A 21,634-nucleotide genomic window follows, 5' to 3' on the forward strand; every position below is an offset into this window, starting at 1 on the left:
ACCTTTTACTCACTTCTCATTTTGACTTAAAAAAACTAATCCGAAAGCTCTCGCCTTAGAAAATCTCAATCGTGATGCCATTCACGAATCGCTACCCTTTGCGACCTGCCTGAGGGGGAACGATGTTACTGCATGTACTTTATTTAATTGGCATTACCGCAGAGGCGATGACCGGCGCTCTGGCGGCAGGCCGTCGCCGCATGGATACTTTCGGCGTCATTATTATCGCGACGGCAACCGCACTTGGCGGCGGGTCCGTCCGGGATATCTTACTGGGCCACTATCCGCTGGGCTGGGTAAAACACCCGGAATATGTCGTGATTGTTGCCGCCGCAGCGGTGATCACTACGTTTGTCGCGCCCGTGATGCCTCACCTGCGGCGTCTTTTCCTGGTGCTGGACGCACTGGGGCTTGTCGTTTTTTCTATTATCGGCGCGCAAATTGCGCTGGATATGGGCGAAGGCCCGATCATCGCCTCGATAGCCGCTGTTGTAACGGGCGTCTTTGGCGGCGTGTTACGCGACATGTTCTGTAAACGTATCCCGCTCGTCTTTCAGAAAGAGCTTTACGCTGGCATCTCTTTCGCCGCCGCGGTGCTGTATATCGCCCTGGAGCACTATGTCTCAAGCCACGATGTTGTGGTGATAGCAACCCTGTTGTTCGGCTTTACCGCTCGTCTGCTGGCGCTGCGCTTTCGTCTTGGCCTGCCGGTTTTTCATTACCGCGCCGGGACGCACTGATAGGCTGTCCGCATCGTCGCACCCGTGATTTATGGCAACTCAAAGCCGTCAATTCTCTGCTGTGCCAGCCACTGGGCGAGTGCCGCGACATCCGGATGATGGATATAGCTGACAATCTGACGTGCGCGTTCGGCGCCGATACCAGGAAGCGTCTGCCAGCTATGTTCATCACGCGCCTGTAGCTGGTGCCATTTGTCATCTGCCAGCGCCTGCCATGCCCGCGCAGGTAAAGGCAGACCCAGCGCTTTTACCCAGCGCTGAAAAGGCTGCTGACGGGTCAGGTTGAACTGATGCCAGAGCTGTGCCGCGCGCTGCGCGCTAAAACCCGGCGTTTGTTTTAAGGCATCAACGCTGAGCGTAAGCCAGGAAAAGAGATGCTCAAAATGATGGTATTCCGATAACTGGTGCCACGTTGCTTCTCCTATTCCCGCGAGATCCAACACAGGCTTTCCGCTAAGCCAGACCAGACGCGATATAAACTGCTCTTTACAGGCGGTGGTGGCATACAGGCAACTCAGCATATCGAAACGCGCAGTAGGCGGCACAGGTTTAGTCCGCTGTGCTGGCCGCCAGACGACCGCATCCAGCCTTGGAATACCCTGCCCTGCCAGGCTGACTTCCACCTGATCGCCCTCGGCCAGATCGAGTTTTTCCAGGCGCGCCAGCGAACCGATGCTCACTTTTGAAACCTGTTTATCATCAAGCGCCACTGGCTCCAGCTGCGCCACAACGCTTATCTTGCCCGTACGCCCAGTGGCAAAACGCAGCGCTTTCACTTCTGTTACCGCTTTCACAGGCGGGTATTTCCATGCCACAACCCATGAGCCTTCCCCCGGACGCCAGCTTTTTCCGGGCGGCTCTCTGCTTTCGCGGATGACAACGCCATCGGTCACAAAGGGCAGCGGCTCACTGAACCACTTCTCACGCCAGCGCGCAACTTCCGAAACTGAATGTACCGGCTTACTCCAGGCACGCGCTAACGGGAACCCACCTTCCGCCAGCGTGGACAATCGCATAGCCATCTCTTTCGGCCCGTCTGGCCATGCCCAGATAAACAAATCCAGATTGTTTAGCACCGATGACGGCGTGCTGCGTATCATTGCGCCGGCCACCTGTGCTCGTGCGTTAATGCCGCCGTCTCGCTGCTGGCGATGCCCTTCCTGACGCAAAAACAGCTCGCCCTGCAATACGCTATTAGCCAACTCACCTGTTACCTGCAAAGGAATGGCTGGAATATGGCGGGCCTGTGCCGTCCAGTCCTCCCCCTGCATGCCGTCACCCCGACTGATAACCTGCCGCAGCTCGCCTTTTCGATACACCAGCGAAACCGCTACGCCATCGACCTTCGGCTGTATCCACAGCTCCGTTTTGCCTTGCATCCATTGCGAAAGCGAGGCAGCGTCTTTGAGTTTCTGCACGCCCGTATGCGCGACAGGATGATACGTACGCCCGGCGGCAAGCGGTAAAGGCGCGTCGTTTACCGCAGGCAGCGCAAAACAGGTTTGCCACGCGTTAAGTCTTTGACGCATTCCGTCATAGACCGCATCGCTGACCTTGTTCTCGCCGCGCAGCCAGTACGCTTCATCCCAGCGCGCCAGCTGATTTTCCAGCGCCGCGACTTCCTGTTGTGCCTGCTGTGGCGTCCAGTCAGGACAGGCCGCATAAACGCCTGCGGATGCCAGAATGGTAAGCAGTAAGAAAATAGTAATACGCACGTTTCACCCCCATCGCTTTCCTGCCGGGACGGTAATACAGAGCGTTGTCTGTCGGCGATGCGGGTTGTTACGTTTTACGAGAGGTTTTCCAGGGTTTTTCGCTGATTGCATAAATGAGACAATTTTTCTGGATAATGTCTCGCAAAATGACGCAAAGCGACGCGAACTCTGCGACAAAGACTACGCCAGCATAGCGCGACGTGTATAATAAGGCGGTATACGCACCTCTTTTCGCATACCAACAGACGTAAAACCACATGGCTCAAGGCACGCTTTATATTGTTTCCGCTCCGAGTGGCGCGGGTAAATCCAGCCTTATTCAGGCTTTTTTAAAGACGCAACCGCTCTATGACTCTCAGGTGTCGGTGTCGCATACCACACGCAATCCGCGTCCTGGCGAAGTTCATGGCGAGCACTACTATTTCGTTAATCACGACCAGTTTCGGGCGATGATTGCTGAAGACGCGTTTCTTGAACATGCGGAAGTGTTTGGCAACTATTACGGTACGTCGCGCGCCGCGATTGAGCAGGTACTGGCGACCGGCGTCGATGTTTTCCTGGATATCGACTGGCAGGGCGCGCGGCAGATCCGTGAAAAGATGCCGCAGGCACGCAGTATTTTTATCCTGCCGCCGTCTAAGGAAGAGCTGAACCGCCGCCTGCGCGGACGTGGCCAGGATAGCGAAGAGGTGATTGCAAAACGTATGGCGCAGGCCGTGGCGGAAATGAGCCACTATGCGGAGTACGATTACCTTATTGTGAATGACGATTTTGATACCGCGCTGGCTGACTTAAAAATCATCCTGCGCGCCGAACGTCTGCGTATGAGCCGCCAGAAGCAGCGACATGACGCTTTAATCACCAAACTATTGGCAGACTGAGCGTAGTTTCAGTATCATGCCCAGTCATTTCTTCACCTGTGGAGCTTTTTAAATATGGCACGCGTAACTGTTCAGGACGCTGTAGAGAAAATTGGTAACCGTTTTGACCTGGTGCTGGTCGCCGCGCGTCGCGCTCGTCAGATGCAGGTGGGCGGTAAAGATCCGCTGGTACCGGAAGAAAACGATAAAACCACCGTTATTGCGCTGCGTGAAATCGAAGAAGGTCTGATCAACAACCAGATCCTCGACGTGCGTGAGCGCCAGGAGCAGCAGGAGCAGGAAGCCGCAGAACTGCAGGCCGTTACCGCTATCGCTGAAGGCCGTCGTTAATCACTAGTGCGGGTAGCCCTTGTATCTGTTTGAAAGCCTGAATCAACTGATTCAACAATACCTGCCTGCGGACCAGATCAAGCGTCTGCAGCAGGCTTATCTCGTTGCACGTGATGCTCACGAGGGACAGACACGTTCAAGTGGCGAACCCTACATCACTCATCCAGTAGCCGTAGCCTGTATTCTGGCCGAGATGAAACTCGACTATGAAACGCTCATGGCTGCGCTACTGCATGATGTGATTGAAGATACACCTGCCACCTACCAGGATATGGAACAGCTGTTCGGTAAAAGCGTTGCCGAGCTGGTGGAAGGGGTATCGAAGCTTGATAAGCTGAAATTCCGCGATAAGAAAGAGGCGCAGGCCGAAAACTTTCGCAAAATGATCATGGCGATGGTGCAGGATATCCGCGTCATTCTGATCAAACTCGCCGACCGCACCCATAATATGCGTACGCTGGGCTCTTTGCGCCCGGACAAGCGTCGCCGCATCGCTCGTGAAACCCTTGAAATCTATAGCCCGCTCGCTCACCGTCTCGGTATTCATCATCTGAAAACCGAACTGGAAGAGCTGGGGTTCGAGGCGCTTTACCCTAACCGTTACCGCGTCATTAAAGAGGTCGTTAAGGCCGCGCGCGGCAATCGTAAAGAGATGATTCAGAAGATCCTTTCTGAAATTGAAGGGCGTTTGCAGGAGGCCGGTATTCCGAGCCGCGTCAGCGGTCGCGAAAAACATCTTTACTCCATCTACTGCAAAATGGTGCTCAAAGAGCAGCGTTTTCACTCGATCATGGATATCTACGCGTTTCGCGTGATCGTGAAAGATGTCGATACCTGCTACCGCGTGCTTGGCCAGATGCATAGCCTTTATAAGCCGCGTCCTGGCCGTATGAAAGATTACATCGCCATCCCCAAGGCGAACGGTTATCAGTCGCTCCATACTTCAATGATTGGCCCGCACGGCGTACCGGTCGAAGTGCAGATTCGCACAGAAGATATGGACCAGATGGCGGAAATGGGGGTTGCGGCGCACTGGGCTTATAAAGAGCACGGTGAGAGCAGCACTACCGCGCAGATCCGCGCCCAGCGCTGGATGCAAAGCCTGCTGGAATTGCAGCAGAGCGCGGGCAGTTCCTTTGAATTTATCGAGAGCGTTAAATCCGATCTTTTCCCGGATGAGATTTACGTTTTTACGCCGGAAGGGCGCATTGTCGAGTTGCCTGCGGGCGCAACGCCGGTCGATTTCGCCTATGCGGTGCATACCGATATCGGCCACGCCTGCGTTGGTGCACGCGTCGATCGCCAGCCCTATCCGCTGTCTCAGTCGCTTTCCAGCGGGCAGACGGTAGAAATTATTACCGCGCCGGGCGCTCGCCCGAATGCCGCCTGGCTCAATTTTGTCGTCAGCTCTAAAGCGCGCGCCAAAATCCGCCAGATGCTGAAAAACCTGAAGCGTGATGACTCGGTGAGCCTTGGACGTCGTCTGCTGAATCACGCGTTGGGCGGCAGCCGCAAGCTTGCAGAAATCCCGCCGGAGCATATCCAGCGTGAGCTTGAGCGTATGAAGCTCGCCACGCTTGACGATCTGCTGGCGGAAATCGGTCTGGGCAACGCCATGAGCGTGGTGGTCGCGAAAAATCTGTTGCAGGGTGAAGCTACCGCCAGCAACCAGCCGAACGTGCCAGCAACCGGACATAGCCACTTGCCTATCAAAGGCGCGGATGGCGTGTTGATTACCTTCGCTAAATGCTGTCGCCCGATTCCGGGTGACCCGATCGTGGCGCACGTCAGCCCAGGCAAAGGCCTTGTTATCCATCATGAATCCTGCCGGAACATCCGTGGCTATCAGAAAGAGCCGGAGAAGTTTATGGCGGTCGAGTGGGATAAAGAGACCGAGCAGGAGTTTATCACCGAGATCAAGGTGGATATGTTTAACCACCAGGGCGCGCTGGCAAATCTGACGGCAGCGATTAACACCGCCGGTTCAAATATTCAGAGCCTGAATACCGAAGAGAAAGATGGCCGCGTCTACAGTGCCTTCATTCGCCTCACGGCGCGCGATCGCGTACATCTGGCGAATATCATGCGTAAAATCCGCGTAATGCCGGACGTGATTAAAGTCACCCGTAACAGAAATTAACCGTATGAATTCTCAGCGTTACGCGCGTATCTGCGAGATGCTGGCCCGGCGTCAGCCCGATCTCACGGTCTGCATGGAGCAGGTGCATAAGCCGCATAATGTCTCGGCTATCATCCGCACCGCAGACGCGGTGGGCGTGCATGAAGTTCACGCTGTCTGGCCGGGAAACCGCATGCGTACCATGGCCTCCTCCGCTGCTGGCAGCAACAGCTGGGTGGAAGTGAAAACCCACCGCAACATCAGTGATGCAGTGGGCCATCTGAAAGCGCGAGGCATGCAAATCCTCGCGACCCATCTTTCTGACAAGGCCGTCGATTTTCGTGAAATCGACTATACGCGCCCAACCTGCATCCTTATGGGCCAGGAAAAAACCGGGATTACCGAAGAGGCGCTAAGTCTCGCGGATCAGGACATTATCATTCCGATGATCGGCATGGTGCAGTCCCTTAACGTTTCTGTCGCCTCCGCGCTTATCCTTTATGAAGCGCAACGGCAGCGGCAGAACGCGGGCATGTACCAGCGCGCCAACAGCACCCTGCCTGAAGAAGAACAGCAGCGCCTGCTGTTTGAAGGCGGCTACCCGGTGCTGGCGAAAGTGGCAAAGCGTAAAGGCCTGCCCTACCCTCGCGTGAACGAGCATGGCGAAATCGATGCGCCGCAGGACTGGTGGGCCACTATGCAGGCTGCGGAGTAAACGATGCGCGGCCGTTTGCTGGATGCCGTACCGCTAAGCTCACTGACCGGCGTGGGCGCCAGCCAGAGCGCGAAGCTCGCAAAAATCGGCCTGCATACTATTCAGGATCTGCTGCTACATTTTCCCCTGCGCTACGAAGACCGCACCCATCTTTACTCTATTAATGACCTTCTGCCTGGCGTGTACGCCACGGTGGAAGGCGAAGTGCTGAACTGCAACATCACGTTTGGCGGCCGCCGCATGATGACCTGCCAAATCAGCGACGGCACCGGCATCCTGACGATGCGCTTTTTCAATTTCAACGCTGCAATGAAAAACAGCCTGGCGACGGGCCGCCGCGTGCTGGCCTATGGCGAAGCGAAACGCGGTAAATATGGCGCGGAAATGATTCACCCAGAGTACCGTATTCAGGGTGATGTCAGTACGCCGGAAATGCAGGAAACCCTGACGCCCGTTTATCCCACCACCGAAGGTGTACGTCAGGCAACACTGCGTAAGCTGACCGATCAGGCGCTGGAACTGCTGGAAACCTGCGCCATTACCGAGCTGTTGCCGCCAGAGCTGTCACAGGGGCTGATGAGCCTACCGGAAGCGTTGCGCACGCTGCATCGCCCGCCGCCGGATATGAAGCTCGAAGATTTAGAGTGCGGTCAGCACCCTGCTCAGCGTCGTTTAATCCTGGAAGAATTACTGGCGCATAACCTGAGCATGCTGGCGCTACGTGCCGGCGCACAGCGTTATCACGCGCAGCCTCTGGAGGCACGTGATGAGCTAAAACAACAGTTGCTCGCCTCGCTGCCTTTCAAACCCACCGGCGCGCAGGCGCGCGTGGTGGCGGAAATTGAGCGTGATATGGCGCTGGATATTCCTATGATGCGGTTGGTTCAGGGGGATGTTGGCTCCGGCAAAACGCTGGTGGCCGCACTTGCCGCGTTGCGCGCGATCGCGAATGGCAAACAGGTTGCGCTAATGGCCCCCACGGAACTGCTCGCCGAACAGCACGCCAATAATTTCCGCAACTGGTTCGCGCCGCTCGGGATTGAAGTGGGCTGGCTGGCTGGCAAGCAAAAAGGGAAAGCGCGCCAGGCGCAGCAGGAAGCCATCGCCAGCGGCCAGGTTTCTATGGTCGTCGGCACACATGCGATTTTCCAGGAGCAGGTACAGTTTAATGGCCTGGCGCTGGTCATCATTGATGAACAGCACCGCTTTGGCGTGCATCAGCGCCTGGCGCTCTGGGAAAAAGGCCAGCAGCAGGGCTTCCATCCGCATCAGTTGATCATGACCGCCACGCCGATTCCCCGGACGCTGGCAATGACAGCCTATGCGGATCTGGATACGTCCGTTATCGACGAACTGCCGCCAGGCCGTACACCGGTTACCACTGTCGCCATTCCTGATACGCGTCGCGGCGATATTATCGAACGCGTGCGCAGCGCCTGCCTTGAAGAAGGCCGTCAGGCGTATTGGGTGTGTACGCTGATTGAAGAGTCGGAACTGCTGGAAGCGCAAGCGGCGGAAGCGACCTGGGAAGAGCTGAAAATCACGCTGCCTGAACTCAATGTCGGGCTGGTACATGGGCGCATGAAACCTGCGGAAAAGCAGGCTGTGATGCAGGCGTTTAAGCAGGGCGAAATGCACCTTCTGGTCGCGACCACCGTTATCGAAGTGGGTGTGGATGTTCCTAACGCCAGCTTAATGATTATCGAAAACCCGGAGCGGCTGGGCCTTGCGCAGCTTCACCAGCTGCGCGGACGCGTCGGACGTGGCGCGGTTGCCTCCCACTGCGTGCTGCTCTACAAATCTCCGCTCTCGAAGACAGCGCAGATTCGCCTGCAGGTGCTTCGCGACAGCAACGACGGTTTTGTCATTGCCCAGAAAGATCTCGAAATTCGCGGGCCGGGAGAATTACTCGGTACCCGTCAGACGGGGAACGCCGAATTCAAGGTGGCGGATCTGCTGCGCGATCAGTCTCTCATTCCAGAAGTGCAACGTATTGCACGACACATTCATGAGCGTTATCCCGAGCAGGCAGCGGCATTAATTGAGCGCTGGATGCCGGAAACCGAACGTTACTCTAACGCGTAATACTTTACTTAAGCTAAAAGCTCTTGTTGTAAAAGGCTTTTAACCTCTCCACACGCTTTTTATTTCTGCATTACATCGAATTTTTATTACCAACGGCGACCCCAACAATTAAATCTGAGAATGGTAATTTGTAGATAACCTATCCATATATATCAAATTCAAGAATTTTATATTATAAAAAAGTAAAAACAAAACGCCCACTCAATATTTATCGCACCAATCAACACTCCACCCCCTCCCAGAGCAAGTAAACACAAAAGATTATTTTTAATGCTCAAAAATATACAGAAGTTTTTTTAATCAAAACCCCTCATCCATCAAAATTATGAATACAATAAATTTTATTTTTTTATTTCGATAGCGAAGCACAATTAATCAAGAAACTATAGTCCTCTGACCCCAATAATTCCTCACTGAATTTCTATGCGAAATGATGACAGGACCCTGATTAAACTTCTTGTCAATCACTGCTTTGGTAGCCTCTGATGATTCAGGGCTCGAAAAGACCCCCGATTACTTACCATCATCAGTACAAGGAATAGTAGCTGTGCAAAAAAGGATACCAGCGCTGGCATTAGAATGAATATCGTTAAATGACTCTTTTTTTTTGCCGTTTTTAACACGGCAAGATCCGTAAATGTCTCCAGAGCTTTGGAAGTGAAGAGCTTAAGATAGCAGTATGCGAAAGAGAGTCGCCTTTAACGATAGATATTGCACTAGTTTGAAAATTTGTGAAGATAATAAGTCTCGATGATCTGTGTTAATCATCGGGTTTGCTCTCATTGTTAGTTATATTAGGTTTTATGAAATGAAGAAAATACTCCTGACAACAATTCTTGCCGCCAGTTGCTGGTCAGGAATCAGTCATGCCGCTTTGACATTAAGTGCCGATCGTCTGGTATATAATGAAAAAGATGGTGATGCGTCGATAACAATCCACAGCAATGAAGATTCGCGCCTATTTAGTCCAGTCCTGGCTGGATGCCGGTGATAGTACGGTAAAAAAAGATTTACCGTTTGTCGTAACGCCTCCGCTATTTCGTCTGGCCCCCAAAAGCGACAACGTCATTCGTATTGTCTACCTGGGCAATGGCTTGCCTGCCGATCGTGAAAGTCTCTTCTGGCTTGATGTAAAAGGCGTGCCCGGCCTGACCGATGAAGAGTCGAAAGTCGAAAATCGCATGGTGCTGGCCATTAATAACCGTATTAAGTTCTTTTACCGCCCTGCAGGTCTGAAAGGCGATCCTGGCGACGGTGTGAAAAATGCCCACTGGAGCTTTTCAGGAAATAAATTAACGGTCGACAACGCATCGCCTTATTACCTGGTGTTAGGAAAAATCAACGCAGACAAAGAAAGCATTAAGGTTTCGGTAGTAGACAACAATACGGTTATCCCGCCCTTTGGGAAAAAATCGTACACGCTGAAACATACGCCAGCGAACGGTTCCAGCGTGGAATGGGCAGGTATTAACGATTTTGGCGTGACCTCTCAGACTTATTCTCAGCACCTTGAATAACTGAAAGGGCTATATGCGTGGTAGCAAAATCAAGTGGCTCGCCTCTTTTGTGATGTCAGCCATTTTTTGTCGAACGGTGACAGCGGGTGAATATTTTGATCCAGGCCTTCTTCAAAGTGTAAATGGCGAAGCGACATTAAGCGATACCAGCTTATTAAGCCAGGGGTACCAGCCTGCAGGGACGTACCGCGTTCATATTAACGTTAATGACAAGCCAGTGATGATAAGCAGCGTCCGGTTTGAGCAGGGTAAAGATAAGCAGCTCGTTGCGTGCCTTTCTTTCAAAGCCTACCAAAAGCTGGGGGTGGATATGAGTAAGGTCAGTTCTAAAGCTGAAGACAATGATGTCAAAAACACATGCGTTTCTATGGAAGAACAGGTTCCTGGAACCAAAGTGGCCTTTGATTTCTCGAAGCTACAACTGGATATCACTATTCCACAAACAGTATTACGTGATGAAAGTAGTCAGGGCGTGCCAGAAGAGGAGTGGGACGACGGTATTCCGGCGTTAATAAACAATTATCAGCTTTCTGGGCAGCAATACCTTAAAGATCGGCAAGGCAACGCGAGTTCAGTCTATGCCAATTTGACTAACGGTCTGAACGTTGGCGCATGGCGCTATCGTAATAACTCAACGCTAAGTAACAGTGAAGGCTGGCATAGCATCACTAACTATGTCGAAACGGCTGTACATGCTCTGAAAAGCGAACTGACGATTGGTGATTCCAGTACGCCTGGCGATGTGTTTGATAGCTTGTTGGTCCGGGGCGTACAGCTGGCCTCCGATGACGACATGCTGCCAGACCAGCTTAACGGTTTTGCGCCCATCATCCGTGGTATCGCGAAAAGCAATGCGCGTGTCACGGTGCGTGAAAATGGTTATGTGGTTTATCAGCGCTCCGTGCCGCCGGGCCCGTTCGTTATTAACGATCTATCCTCGGTGTCGGACGGGGGTAAACTGGACGTCATTGTGACAGAAGCAGACGGCTCCGAGACACACAATACGATTTCGTATTCCAGCGTGCCGCAACTGCTACGTACCGGACAAATAAAATACAACCTGTCAGTGGGGCGTTACTTATCCGGCACCGGCTCGGTTGAAGATAAACCTGAAATTTTGCAGGCCGTTATTAGCCGTGGCTTACCGCTAAATACGACATTGTATGGTGGCGCGCAATACCATGATCGCTACCACGCCCTTAGCCTTGGGCTGGGTGTGGACCTGAAAAGGCTCGGCGGTATCGCAGCGGACATCACGCAGAGCAAAGGGCGTCGTGGCGACACTCAGGAAGGCTCCGGAAAAATGGTGCGTCTGACATACCGTAACTACCTAACAGAAACCGACACGCAAATTCAGTTAGATAACCGCTATTACTCTGGCGATTACCTCTCTTTCAGTGACTGGGCAACAGCAGAAGATCTCTTTGACGACACGCGTAAACGTCGGGAATACAACCTGACCGTGAACCAGTCGCTAAATGAATCGAATAGTTTCTATACCACGCTAAGCCGCAGCGAAAACGTTGACCGTTCAGTCTCGCGGATGTGGCAGATCGGCTGGAACGGCTCAGTAAAAAACGTCAGCCTTTCATTGGCTTACAGCATGACACGTAGCGAAGGCGAAGCAGAATGGGATAAGCAACTGGCGCTGACACTGTCAATGCCATTCAGTGAAGCCTTCCCGACCATGCAGCCAATGGTGAACTACACGGCAACATCCGGTCTGCAGGGCGATATTAATAACCAACTGGGCATCAATGGCAAAGTGGGCGATCACCAGAACATGACGTGGAACTCACAGCTCTCCTATGCCGCGAAGAACGGCGAGCAGAGTACGAAATCCGGCTCAGCGGGGCTGGATTATCAGGGCAATTATGGCGATATGAACGTCACCTATAACGCTGACCAAAGCAATTACATTTCGTGGAACGCGTCGGGCAGCGTGGTGGCTCATCGTCATGGCGTGACGTTTGGCCGTAACTCGTCCAACAGCCTGGCTCTGGTATCCATCCCCGGAGGCGTCGATGTGCCGCTCAATGGTGGACAGGATGTTCATACAGATTCTCGTGGCTATGCGCTGGTAACCGACTTGCGTCCATACCATCGCAACAGCCTAAGCATTGATACCCACGAGGCGAGTAAAGATCTGGATTTTTCCAGCACCTCGACAGAGCTTGTGCCAACCAAAGATGCCATCGTGCTGGCTGAGTTCACCGCTATCAGAGGGCGTAAAGCCGTGATCACCATCAAACATAATGGCGATGTTTTGCCTTTTGGTGCCAGGGCACGTATTGAAGGCATGGATAATGTCTATTACGTCGGTGATAAAGGTCAGGTTTACCTTAATGCCGTACCGGATAAAGGTACGCTGACGTTTAAATGGGGCGACGATCAGACTTGCTCAACACCTTTTGAAATGCCGGTAGACCAAAAGCCTGCATTACCGATTTTGTTGTTAACGCTTAACTGCCAATGAACGCTATGAAAATGTGCTTACGTCTGGCGCAAGCCGCCGTTCTGGTGATGACAGCAAAAGGCCTGTTCACACCTGCTTTTGCTGAAGACTGCAAAATTAAAAACAGGCCATCTACGGTGACCGTGCCGGTTTCTGTGTCCTTACCGGACAATATCAGCATGCTGCCAATAGGCAGCGTGGTTTATAAAAGAGAGGCGACGCTTGCGCAGTTAAGCGGTACGCATGATGTTATCTCTTCAGAATGTCAGACAAAAATAAGAAATCGTCTTAGCGGTAAAATACCCGCACAACAGAGTGGACAGGATACCTACGCCACCCTGTTGCCTGGCCTTGGAATTCGAATCACGCTGATTTATGACAAGGCGGGTTCGCCGCACAGAGAATGGGTTTTACCTTTCTCAGCACCCACGCAGGATATCAGCCATAGTCCCATTATGTCTGACGATATTAAGCTGCGGCTTGAGCTCATCAAAACCGGGGAGATCGCTCAGGGCGGTGTGTTGAATTTCCGTATTCCATCACTGATTGCGCTTAGCGATAACTCATTCGTGGCTAACCTTGTCATGACGCTGATTTCACCAAAAGCGCACTGCATGATTCAGGTCCTGACGCCTCAGGTTGAATTGCCGCCTGTGAAAATCAGCGAACTGAAGAATAAGAGCGCTAAAGCGGACCAGCCGGTGAATGTGAATCTGCTGTGTATGAATACCAGCAAAGCCAGTATCAATATTGAGGGTGTCAATGAACCCAGCTATCCCACTGTTTTCAGAAACGTCGCGCCGGTAAGCCCGGCCCAGAATGTGGGTATAGAAATGTTGTTTAACGGTGCGGTCATGCGGCCTGATTTCCCGCTGGATCTGTCATTGCCAAATCAAAACAGCTACGCGCTGCCGCTCACAGTGCGTTATGCAAAAACAGGCGATAACTTAACAAGCGGCAACGTCAAGGCTCAAATAACCTTAAGAATAAATTATCTTTAAATCATTTTTGGTACGTCTGGGCATCAGGGAAATATGGAAAAGTATTTTTACCTTAACCGGGAAGATTGCTTTTCGCCTATTTTATTTCGAAAATTTTAAAGGATGTAAAATTATGAAAAAGACTATCTTAAGCCTGGCTGTTTCCGCCTTCTTCATGGCCGGTGCAGTTCATGCTGAAACTAACCCGTACGACGCATCAGCCACGCTGAACGTGAAAGGCAGCGTTGTTCAAACTATTGCTGACGCCTGTACTGTCACCACCAATAAATCATCAGTTGCACTGTCAGATGATGTCGATAACTTAATTAATCAGGGTGATGATGCTACCGCTGTTGAAACCGTGCAACTGAATATTGTCGGTGAAAACTGTGCCAGCAACATCGAAGCAGGTACTATTGCTTATAAATTTACTGGTGTAGCTGCCAATGCTGATGATACGGCGCTTAAAAATTCTGATACTTCAACCACCGCTGCTAAAGGTGTAGGCATTGGTGTTTTTAACGATGCGAACAAGCCAATGAATATTAATGGTCAGGATTATATCGTCGCTTCTCCAAACGGTAATACTATTGGTCTGCAGATGGTTAAACTGAATGGTGAAGATGCTCAGGCCGGTAATATTACCAGCTCAGTGACCATTGAGATCGAGCGCCTGTAAATCGTTATTGACTGTTGCACCGTACATGCTACCGCTATTTATATAGCGCACCATGAAAGGCATATCTGCATATACTGAAAAAGTGGGGACTAATAACTGTTTCGCGTGATGGCAACTTAGCCTTTCTGTAAAACGGTATTTCCTTGTCCGTTTTCGCACCCGGAAGCAACAGACAACCGATTAATTATTAACAATACGATTGCTTGTCACCTGATTTATTTTTAAAGGATCTAAAAACATGAAAAAGTCTATTTTAGGGTTAGCTGTTTCTGCTCTGCTGATGGCAGGTACTGTACATGCTTCAACTAACCCAAACGATGTCTCTGCAACGCTGAGCGTTACGGGCACCGTAATGGCAGATGATGTTGATGGTTGCGCTGTGAACATTGATAAAAGCTCCGTGACGTTAACCAGTGAAATCGACAAACTCGTTGAGCAGGGTGAGAGCGTTACCGCTGGCGCATCCACGCCCGTATATCTGTATGTAGCTGGTAGGAATTGCTCTCAAAATGTTCTAGAAGGTTCTATCGCGTTTAAATTCGTCGGTACGGCCGATAATGCCGACGGGACGGTACTCGCGAATACCGATGCCTCTGCAACCGCCGCAAAAGGTGTCGGGGTGGGCGTTTTTAACTTTAGCGATGGTAAGGCGCTGAAGGTTAACTCCAGCGATTATCTGCAGGCCTCAACCGAAGGTAACGTGATTGGCCTGCAGATGGTGAAGCTGAAAGGCCAAAACCCACAACTGGGTAGCGTAACCAGCTCCGTCACGATTGAAATCGAACGTCTGTAAGCCAGGGGCGGTGTGAAGCCGCCGGTGTATATAGCACATTCAGTCTTTATTAATGCGGATGCTTTTTTAAAGCATCCGCCTGTTTAAGTATTCAGTGCTGAATGGATATTTCATTCATTTTAGCCGTGCCGACATCTTAACCAATTTTTAATGGTCAACGCACAGACTCTGCGAGAATAAAGCTCTCAGCACAGAGAATTGTTGCAGGTGTGTACAGGCTAATATGACAATACAAATGAAATATTTTTGATTTTTCGCAGTAATAAGCAGGGCCAGTTTGCTCGGCTTATGATTCATGTCATGTATAGGATAATAAGCATGAGAAAGTCTGTTGTTTGCGCCTTGGTTTCAACACTCTGTTTTATGAGTGCCGTACATGCGGAAACTACTGATAACGTTATGTCCACCTCGGATATCATTGTTGATGGTGCCATTACCTCCGGAGATGGCGCATGTACCGTCTTGATGGATAAAGATGTGGTTAACCTGTTGGCCGACAAAACTACCATTGTCCCTCAGAGCAAGAGGAAGGCCGATCATTTTGACGGTACGTTTTCCGTTTCTATGACAGGGGATGAGATCTGTATCCGGCGTATTCAGGAAGGCAAAATTGCTGTCCGCTTTACAGGGCCTGCCGATGAGGTTGAAGGCAGCGTTTTTGCTAATACAGCGACCGGTGAAAATGCGGCTAAAGGCGTTGGGGTTGGCCTGTTTTTAAGTAGCCTTGGACGAATCGCGATTAATCAAGGGGCTATTCCTGTTACACCTAAACCTTTGAGTCTGAGTGCGCAAGTGGTTGGCCTTACCGGTCAGGAAGTTGTCGAAGGTAATGTCCAGGCGTCCATTACAGTAGAAGTTGTTCGCCTGTAATCATAATGCTTCATAACAACCTGGGATAAAGCCATCTCTTAAATGCAATAAGCGCATTGTCTTTTTCCGGGGTTGATATCAAGACGTATTTTCCTGGCATTATTTTTATAGATTATCAATTAACAAAAATCATGTTCTGGAGTTATGACATGAAATTAGCTTTAACGGGGTTGATGATCTCGACCTTATTGATGGCAACGGTTGCGCATGCACAAATCAGCGCCTCCGATGTGCCTGCAACGCTGACGATTACGGGAATTGCAAGAGGCTCCTCTGAGGCAACCTGCGCGCTGGCAGCCAATGCAAGCGCCATTTATCTACGCGGCGATGTCTCTAATCTAATAGAGCTGGGTGATGATGCCGACAACATGACCTTTGTTCCCCTTCATATTGAAGGAAATAAAGAGTGCGATGCTCTGATTGAGCAGGGAAAACTGTCTTATCGATTTTTGGGTACCGCAGATGACAGCCAGGGCAGCGCACTCGCGAATGCCAGTACCGGAGAAAACGCCGCGACCGGTGTCGCTATTGGGCTTTTCGATAATAAAGGTAAACCCGTCAGTATTAACAGTACGGCCTATACGGTGTCAAAAGACGCACAGCAGGGTATTGGTTTCCAGGTAGTGAAACTGAAAGACCAGACGGCGACAGCCGGAACGGTACATGGCGTGCTAACGATTGACGTAGAGCGTTTGTAAACCCTTCAGGACGTTTAATACCCATCGTCTGGAAAAAAGGCAAGGAAAGCATAAAAGAAGTTAGCTGGAGGAGTAGACCATCATGTTTATTCACATAGCAGGAAGCGAAAGCCAGCAGTTCTGTTTATCTATCTCTGAGATATTTATTACATCAATAAGTCAACTGTAAGGAAACAAAGATGAAACTTAATTTATTACATACTGCACTCGCCGCATTATTAATGGCAGGTACAGCGCAGGCAATGGCGCAAACTCAGGACGTACCGGCAACCGTCTCCATATCCGGCGTATTAAACAATGTCAACGCAGGCTGCGTTGTCACGCTGGATAAAGAAGTGGTTTATATGGAAAACAAAGTTAGCCATCTGCCGCTGCAGGGAGAACAGCCCTATAAACCGACCGTGGTTAATGCCTTCATTTCTGGCGAACATAAAAACGGTCAAAATAATGTCGTCTGTAGCGAAGCTGTCAAGGCTGGACATATCGCGCTGAAATTTACCGGTACGCCGGATAACGCCGATGGCAATGTGCTGGCGAATTCCTATGTGGAAAGCGGCGGCGCTAAAGGCGTGGGTGTAGGTATTTATGGTCCGACAAAACAACCCATTGAGGTTAATACCGGAACACTTGAAAATCTTACCGTCTTATCCGATCTTCGTGGTTCTGCGGAGTTCAACTTAGAATTGGTAAAACTGGCCAATCAGGAAGTGACGCCGGGTGCAGTGACGTCTTCACTGACCGTAGAAATCGAGCGTCTGTAATATTCAACTCCTCTCCTGCGGGAGAGGAGTTTTACTGTAAAGTAAAAATCCTAAACATTTTCTCGTTAGCAATAAAATCCATTCTTTCGGTTAATGTATTTAACGCACGATTCAAACTGAACGTAGCGCTGAATAAGGGGTCATTCATTATTACATTAAGGAGCGATCGTGAATAAAAGGCATCTGGCAGGGTGGCTGTTCGCTCTTCTGCTCTCCTCAGGCACGGCTAATGCGACCACAGAGGATGTTTCGGCAACGTTATCCGTCTGCGGGAAAGTAAACTCAACATCGGATCGTTGTCAGGTCACGCTCAATAAAGAGATGCTTTCTCTCTATACCAGCGTTTCAGATATGGTTAATCAGGGTAGCGACGCCACCGATCCTGAATTCACTAATATTTATATCAGTAATATCGGCAACGGTGACAGTTGCGCTCAGGCCGCACAGGCGGGCCATATTAGCGTAAGGTTTGTTGGACAAGCTGACGATGCGGATGGAACAACCTTAGCCAATAGCTATCTTTCACAAAACAGCGCGAAAGGAGTAGGCATGGGCATCTTCAGGGAAGATAACACGCCTGTTGCCATTAATAAGGACACATTACCCGTCCCGGACGCCACGGGAAAAACCGTTTTTGGTATCCAGGCTGTCAAATTAACCAATCAGGCCGTTTCGCCAGGTACGCTTTACGGCCGTCTTATCATACAGATTGAGCGTCTTTAACAGATTTCTCCTCTTAAGCGGGAGAGGAGAATCCCTCATCGCAAATGCTTTTTTAGCTCCTCTATTATTACCTTTCCTGGCGGCCCCTCCATGAATGATATCCGCCGGACGTTATTGCATTGTTTCTCCTGATAGTGTCTGCCCCTCCGGGCATCGGCGTGCCACCACATATGCAATCGTTTGCTTTTGTGATGTACTCCGCTAGAATGTCCGCTTTTCCATCGTGGGATTTTGTTGATGTCCTCTAATACCCTTGAGTCTGAAAATGCGCAAACGGTTGCGCCTGTGCGAAATAGTGAACTGATCTATCGTCTGGAAGACCGTCCACCGCTGCCGCAAACGCTGTTTGCTGCCTGCCAGCACCTTCTGGCGATGTTCGTTGCAGTGATCACACCTGCGCTTTTGATCTGTCAGGCTCTGGGATTGCCCGCGCAGGACACCCAGCACATCATCAGCATGTCGCTGTTTGCTTCCGGCGTGGCATCGATTATTCAGATTAAAGCGTGGGGGCCGGTCGGCTCCGGGCTGCTTTCTATTCAGGGCACCAGCTTTAATTTTGTGGCACCACTCATTATGGGCGGTACGGCGCTGAAAACCGGCGGCGCGGACGTGCCAACGATGATGGCCGCGCTGTTTGGCACCCTGATGCTGGCGAGCTGCACTGAGATGGTCATCTCCCGCGTTCTTCACCTGGCGCGCCGCATTATCACGCCGCTGGTTTCCGGCGTCGTGGTGATGATTATCGGTCTTTCGCTGATTCAGGTCGGGCTGACATCAATTGGCGGCGGCTATGCCGCGATGAGCGATCATACTTTCGGCGCGCCGAAAAACCTGCTGCTGGCGGGCGCGGTGCTGGCGGTGATTATTCTCCTTAACCGCCAGCGCAACCCGTACCTGCGCGTCGCGTCGCTGGTGATTGCGATGGCGGTGGGTTATCTGCTGGCCTGGGCGATGGACATGCTGCCGCAAAGCGTGGCACCTGCACAGAGCGCGCTGATCATGATCCCGACGCCGCTGCATTACGGGCTCGGCATCGACTGGAACCTGCTGTTGCCGCTGATGCTGGTCTTTATGATCACCTCGCTTGAAACCATCGGTGACATCACCGCCACCTCTGACGTCTCCGAACAGCCGGTCTCCGGCCCGCTATATATGAAGCGCCTGAAAGGCGGCGTGCTGGCGAACGGTCTGAACTCGTTTGTCTCCGCCGTGTTCAACACTTTCCCGAACTCCTGCTTCGGACAAAACAACGGCGTTATTCAGTTAACAGGCGTCGCCAGCCGCTATGTCGGCTTTGTGGTGGCGCTGATGCTGATTGTGCTCGGCCTGTTCCCGGCGGTGAGTGGTTTTGTTCAGCATATTCCTGAGCCGGTACTGGGCGGCGCGACCATTGTGATGTTCGGCACCATTGCGGCCTCCGGCGTGCGTATCGTCTCCCGCGAACCGTTAAACCGCCGCGCGATCATGATTATCGCGTTGTCGCTGGCGGTAGGCCTCGGCGTTTCTCAGCAGCCGCTGATCCTGCAGTTCGCGCCGGACTGGGTGAAAAACCTGCTCTCTTCCGGCATCGCCGCGGGCGGCATTACCGCCATTGTGCTGAATCTAATTTTCCCTCCGGAAAAGCAGACCAACGACTAATCCCGTGCCGATGGCGGCACCGCGCCGCCATCGCTGACACCTCCATTGACAATCCCCGCCTTGAGCAATTCGCCTGAATAGTGCATAAATCCATCATCGGAAGTTCACAGGATGGAAGACAATGAAATTTCTCGGAAAGCTCATCATTGCGCTGATCGCCGCCGTTCTGCTGATTCTGCTCGTGCTTTACGTGCTGTTGCAGACGCGCTGGGGCGCGGGCTGGCTCACCGGCTGGGTGAACCAGCACAGCGGCTATCACATCACCTTTGATGAAATGGACCACAGCTTCTCCGCGCCTTCGCATCTGGTGCTGAAAAACGTCACGTTCGGGCGCAGCGGCCAGCCCGCCACGCTGGTGGCGCAAAAGGTTGATATCGGCCTGAGCAGCCGCCAGGTCACCGAGCCGATGCACGTCGATACCATTTTGCTCTACAAAGGCACGCTGAATTTATCCCCTTCCACCGCGCCGCTGCCGTTTCGTGCTGACCGCCTTCAGTTAAACGATATGGCGTTTAACAGCCCGAAAACTGGCTGGGATCTCAGCGCACAGCGCGTTAACGGTGGCATCAGCCCGTGGCTGCCGGAAGCCGGGAAAATTCTCGGCAGCAAAGCGGATATTGCCCTAAGCGCAGGCTCGCTGACGCTAAACGGTATGCCCGCCAGCAATGTGCTGGTGCAGGGTGAAATTAACAATGACGAAGTGACGATTACTAATCTCGGTGCCGATATCGCCCGCGGCGCGCTCACCGGTAACGCGCGTCGATTAGCGAACGGCGGCTGGGTGGTGGATAACCTGCGCTTAAGCGATATCCGTCTGCAAACCGCGAAATCGGTAAGCGACCTGCTGCAACCGCTGACAACACTCCCCTCGCTTGAGCTCGGGCGCGTTGACGTGACCGACGCGCGGCTTGAAGGGCCGGGCTGGGCAGCGACCGATCTGGATATCAGCCTGCGCAATCTGACGCTGGTGAACGGCAGCTGGCAGAGCGATGACGGCAAGGTGTCGATGAACGCCAGCGAGGTAGTTTACGGCTCGCTGCATTTTCTCGACCCTATCGTGAACGCCGATCTCTCAGCGCAGGGCGTGGCGCTGCGTCAGTTCAGCTCGCGCTGGGAAGGCGGCATGGTGCGAACCTCCGGCGTCTGGCAGCGGGCAAGCAACGCGCTGACGCTCGATGAGCTGGCGCTGGCGGGGCTGGAATATACCCTGCCTGCCGACTGGAAAAAGCGCTGGCAGGAGAAGCTGCCCGCGTGGCTGCAAACCGTGACGGTGAAAAAGCTCTCCGGCAGCCGCAATCTGATTATCGATATCGATCCTGAATGGCCGTTCCAGCTCACCGCGCTGGACGCCTGGGGCAATAATCTGCAGCTGGCGCGTAACGGCGAATGGGGGATCTGGGGCGGCAACGCCACGCTCAACGCCGCCGCCGCGACGTTTAACCGCGTCGATGTGCGCCGCCCGTCGCTGACGCTGAACGCGAACCCTTCCACTATCGCCATTAGCGAGTTAAGCGCGTTTGCGGGCCAGGGCATGTTGCAGGCCACCGCGACGATTTCTCAGTTACCTCAGAGAATGACAACGGTGAGCCTGAATGGCCGCGCGGTGCCGGTCAACGTGTTGCATAACTGGGGATGGCCGCAGGTGCCGCTGGAGGGCGACGGTAATTTACAGCTCACCGCGAGCGGCAGCCTGGCGGCAGACGCGCCGCTGCGCCCGAGCGTTAACGGGCAGTTGCAGGCGACAGGCAAAAACGGGCAGCAGGTCCAGCAAACCATGCAGAACGGCGTGGTGCCGGGGGCGTGACCCTTGTGGTAACGGAACGTTGAAAGAGACGGCAGGTGCGCTGCGCTTACCTGCCCTACGTTATCGCGGTAACGTCACAGTTCCGTATTTCCGTAGGGCAGGTAAGCGCAGCGCACCCGCCGGATCAAAAA

At 52.3% G+C, this 21,634-nt stretch carries 18 protein-coding genes; 17 read left to right on the plus strand and 1 reads right to left on the minus strand.

Annotated features, from left to right (window positions below):
• The first annotated feature begins 122 nt into the window (after nucleotides 1-122).
• Nucleotides 123-740 carry a trimeric intracellular cation channel family protein gene (locus tag AFK66_RS18910; protein WP_007765562.1) on the plus strand — a complete coding sequence of 206 codons (618 nt, stop codon included), beginning with the start codon at nucleotides 123-125 and terminating at the stop codon, nucleotides 738-740.
• A gap of 29 nt (nucleotides 741-769) precedes the next feature.
• On the opposite strand, the gene ligB is transcribed toward AFK66_RS18910, so the two are convergent.
• Nucleotides 770-2,455 carry an NAD-dependent DNA ligase LigB gene (ligB, locus tag AFK66_RS18915; protein WP_007779528.1) on the minus strand — a complete coding sequence of 562 codons (1,686 nt, stop codon included), beginning with the start codon at nucleotides 2,453-2,455 and terminating at the stop codon, nucleotides 770-772.
• A 257-nt stretch (nucleotides 2,456-2,712) separates the two neighbouring features.
• Here ligB and gmk point away from each other — a divergent pair, with 257 nt between their 5' ends.
• From gmk to AFK66_RS18995, 16 genes are all read left to right on the plus strand, one after another.
• The gene (gene gmk / locus AFK66_RS18920; RefSeq protein ID WP_007779534.1) at nucleotides 2,713-3,336 is read left to right on the plus strand and encodes a guanylate kinase; all 624 of its coding nucleotides are present in this window, start codon (nucleotides 2,713-2,715) and stop codon (nucleotides 3,334-3,336) included.
• A 54-nt stretch (nucleotides 3,337-3,390) separates the two neighbouring features.
• The gene (gene rpoZ / locus AFK66_RS18925; RefSeq protein ID WP_000135058.1) at nucleotides 3,391-3,666 is read left to right on the plus strand and encodes a DNA-directed RNA polymerase subunit omega; all 276 of its coding nucleotides are present in this window, start codon (nucleotides 3,391-3,393) and stop codon (nucleotides 3,664-3,666) included.
• A 19-nt stretch (nucleotides 3,667-3,685) separates the two neighbouring features.
• Nucleotides 3,686-5,806 carry a bifunctional GTP diphosphokinase/guanosine-3',5'-bis pyrophosphate 3'-pyrophosphohydrolase gene (gene spoT / locus AFK66_RS18930; RefSeq protein ID WP_007894835.1) on the plus strand — a complete coding sequence of 707 codons (2,121 nt, stop codon included), beginning with the start codon at nucleotides 3,686-3,688 and terminating at the stop codon, nucleotides 5,804-5,806.
• Between the two features lie 4 nt (nucleotides 5,807-5,810).
• Nucleotides 5,811-6,500 (plus strand): tRNA (guanosine(18)-2'-O)-methyltransferase TrmH, encoded by a 690-nt coding sequence (gene trmH / locus AFK66_RS18935; protein WP_007779541.1) that lies wholly within the window; start codon nucleotides 5,811-5,813, stop codon nucleotides 6,498-6,500.
• A gap of 3 nt (nucleotides 6,501-6,503) precedes the next feature.
• A complete protein-coding gene (recG, locus tag AFK66_RS18940; protein ID WP_023899684.1) occupies nucleotides 6,504-8,585 on the plus strand; it encodes an ATP-dependent DNA helicase RecG in 2,082 nt (693 codons plus the stop codon).
• Between the two features lie 944 nt (nucleotides 8,586-9,529).
• Complete coding sequence (locus AFK66_RS18945) at nucleotides 9,530-10,102, plus strand: fimbrial biogenesis chaperone (protein WP_007779547.1); 573 nt, start codon at nucleotides 9,530-9,532, stop codon at nucleotides 10,100-10,102.
• Nucleotides 10,103-10,115: 13 nt separating this feature from the next.
• Nucleotides 10,116-12,578 carry a fimbria/pilus outer membrane usher protein gene (locus tag AFK66_RS18950; protein ID WP_007779549.1) on the plus strand — a complete coding sequence of 821 codons (2,463 nt, stop codon included), beginning with the start codon at nucleotides 10,116-10,118 and terminating at the stop codon, nucleotides 12,576-12,578.
• A gap of 5 nt (nucleotides 12,579-12,583) precedes the next feature.
• Nucleotides 12,584-13,558 carry a fimbrial protein gene (locus tag AFK66_RS18955; RefSeq protein WP_007779550.1) on the plus strand — a complete coding sequence of 325 codons (975 nt, stop codon included), beginning with the start codon at nucleotides 12,584-12,586 and terminating at the stop codon, nucleotides 13,556-13,558.
• Nucleotides 13,559-13,670: 112 nt separating this feature from the next.
• On the plus strand, nucleotides 13,671-14,216 hold the full coding sequence (locus tag AFK66_RS18960) for a fimbrial protein (protein ID WP_007779552.1): 546 nt from the start codon (nucleotides 13,671-13,673) through the stop codon (nucleotides 14,214-14,216).
• Nucleotides 14,217-14,454: 238 nt separating this feature from the next.
• Nucleotides 14,455-15,009: a fimbrial protein gene (locus AFK66_RS18965; RefSeq protein WP_023899687.1), complete on the plus strand. Its 555-nt coding sequence runs from the start codon at nucleotides 14,455-14,457 to the stop codon at nucleotides 15,007-15,009.
• Between the two features lie 318 nt (nucleotides 15,010-15,327).
• Complete coding sequence (locus tag AFK66_RS23080) at nucleotides 15,328-15,879, plus strand: fimbrial protein (RefSeq protein WP_230582185.1); 552 nt, start codon at nucleotides 15,328-15,330, stop codon at nucleotides 15,877-15,879.
• Between the two features lie 149 nt (nucleotides 15,880-16,028).
• Nucleotides 16,029-16,577 (plus strand): fimbrial protein, encoded by a 549-nt coding sequence (locus tag AFK66_RS18975; RefSeq protein ID WP_007779559.1) that lies wholly within the window; start codon nucleotides 16,029-16,031, stop codon nucleotides 16,575-16,577.
• A gap of 179 nt (nucleotides 16,578-16,756) precedes the next feature.
• Nucleotides 16,757-17,338: a fimbrial protein gene (locus AFK66_RS18980; RefSeq protein WP_007779560.1), complete on the plus strand. Its 582-nt coding sequence runs from the start codon at nucleotides 16,757-16,759 to the stop codon at nucleotides 17,336-17,338.
• A 168-nt stretch (nucleotides 17,339-17,506) separates the two neighbouring features.
• Complete coding sequence (locus AFK66_RS18985) at nucleotides 17,507-18,061, plus strand: fimbrial protein (RefSeq protein WP_050500506.1); 555 nt, start codon at nucleotides 17,507-17,509, stop codon at nucleotides 18,059-18,061.
• Between the two features lie 237 nt (nucleotides 18,062-18,298).
• A complete protein-coding gene (locus AFK66_RS18990) occupies nucleotides 18,299-19,699 on the plus strand; it encodes a nucleobase:cation symporter-2 family protein (protein WP_032971989.1) in 1,401 nt (466 codons plus the stop codon).
• A gap of 121 nt (nucleotides 19,700-19,820) precedes the next feature.
• Nucleotides 19,821-21,503 (plus strand): AsmA family protein, encoded by a 1,683-nt coding sequence (locus tag AFK66_RS18995; RefSeq protein WP_007779566.1) that lies wholly within the window; start codon nucleotides 19,821-19,823, stop codon nucleotides 21,501-21,503.
• The last annotated feature ends 131 nt before the right edge of the window (nucleotides 21,504-21,634 follow it).

It is taken from the genome of Cronobacter malonaticus LMG 23826, from assembly GCF_001277215.2.
In the GTDB taxonomy this organism is placed as follows: Bacteria; Pseudomonadota; Gammaproteobacteria; order Enterobacterales; family Enterobacteriaceae; genus Cronobacter; species Cronobacter malonaticus.

Bases quoted from the DNA above. Each gene is read 5' to 3' on its own strand.
- AFK66_RS18910 (WP_007765562.1), top strand. From the start codon at position 123: ATGTTACTGCATGTACTTTATTTAATTGGCATTACCGCAGAGGCGATG.
- gmk (WP_007779534.1), top strand. From the start codon at position 2,713: ATGGCTCAAGGCACGCTTTATATTGTTTCCGCTCCGAGTGGCGCGGGT.
- rpoZ (WP_000135058.1), top strand. From the start codon at position 3,391: ATGGCACGCGTAACTGTTCAGGACGCTGTAGAGAAAATTGGTAACCGT.
- trmH (WP_007779541.1), top strand. From the start codon at position 5,811: ATGAATTCTCAGCGTTACGCGCGTATCTGCGAGATGCTGGCCCGGCGT.
- recG (WP_023899684.1), top strand. From the start codon at position 6,504: ATGCGCGGCCGTTTGCTGGATGCCGTACCGCTAAGCTCACTGACCGGC.
- AFK66_RS18945 (WP_007779547.1), top strand. From the start codon at position 9,530: ATGAAGATTCGCGCCTATTTAGTCCAGTCCTGGCTGGATGCCGGTGAT.
- AFK66_RS18950 (WP_007779549.1), top strand. From the start codon at position 10,116: ATGCGTGGTAGCAAAATCAAGTGGCTCGCCTCTTTTGTGATGTCAGCC.
- AFK66_RS18955 (WP_007779550.1), top strand. From the start codon at position 12,584: ATGAAAATGTGCTTACGTCTGGCGCAAGCCGCCGTTCTGGTGATGACA.
- AFK66_RS18960 (WP_007779552.1), top strand. From the start codon at position 13,671: ATGAAAAAGACTATCTTAAGCCTGGCTGTTTCCGCCTTCTTCATGGCC.
- AFK66_RS18965 (WP_023899687.1), top strand. From the start codon at position 14,455: ATGAAAAAGTCTATTTTAGGGTTAGCTGTTTCTGCTCTGCTGATGGCA.
- AFK66_RS23080 (WP_230582185.1), top strand. From the start codon at position 15,328: ATGAGAAAGTCTGTTGTTTGCGCCTTGGTTTCAACACTCTGTTTTATG.
- AFK66_RS18975 (WP_007779559.1), top strand. From the start codon at position 16,029: ATGAAATTAGCTTTAACGGGGTTGATGATCTCGACCTTATTGATGGCA.
- AFK66_RS18980 (WP_007779560.1), top strand. From the start codon at position 16,757: ATGAAACTTAATTTATTACATACTGCACTCGCCGCATTATTAATGGCA.
- AFK66_RS18990 (WP_032971989.1), top strand. From the start codon at position 18,299: ATGTCCTCTAATACCCTTGAGTCTGAAAATGCGCAAACGGTTGCGCCT.
- AFK66_RS18995 (WP_007779566.1), top strand. From the start codon at position 19,821: ATGAAATTTCTCGGAAAGCTCATCATTGCGCTGATCGCCGCCGTTCTG.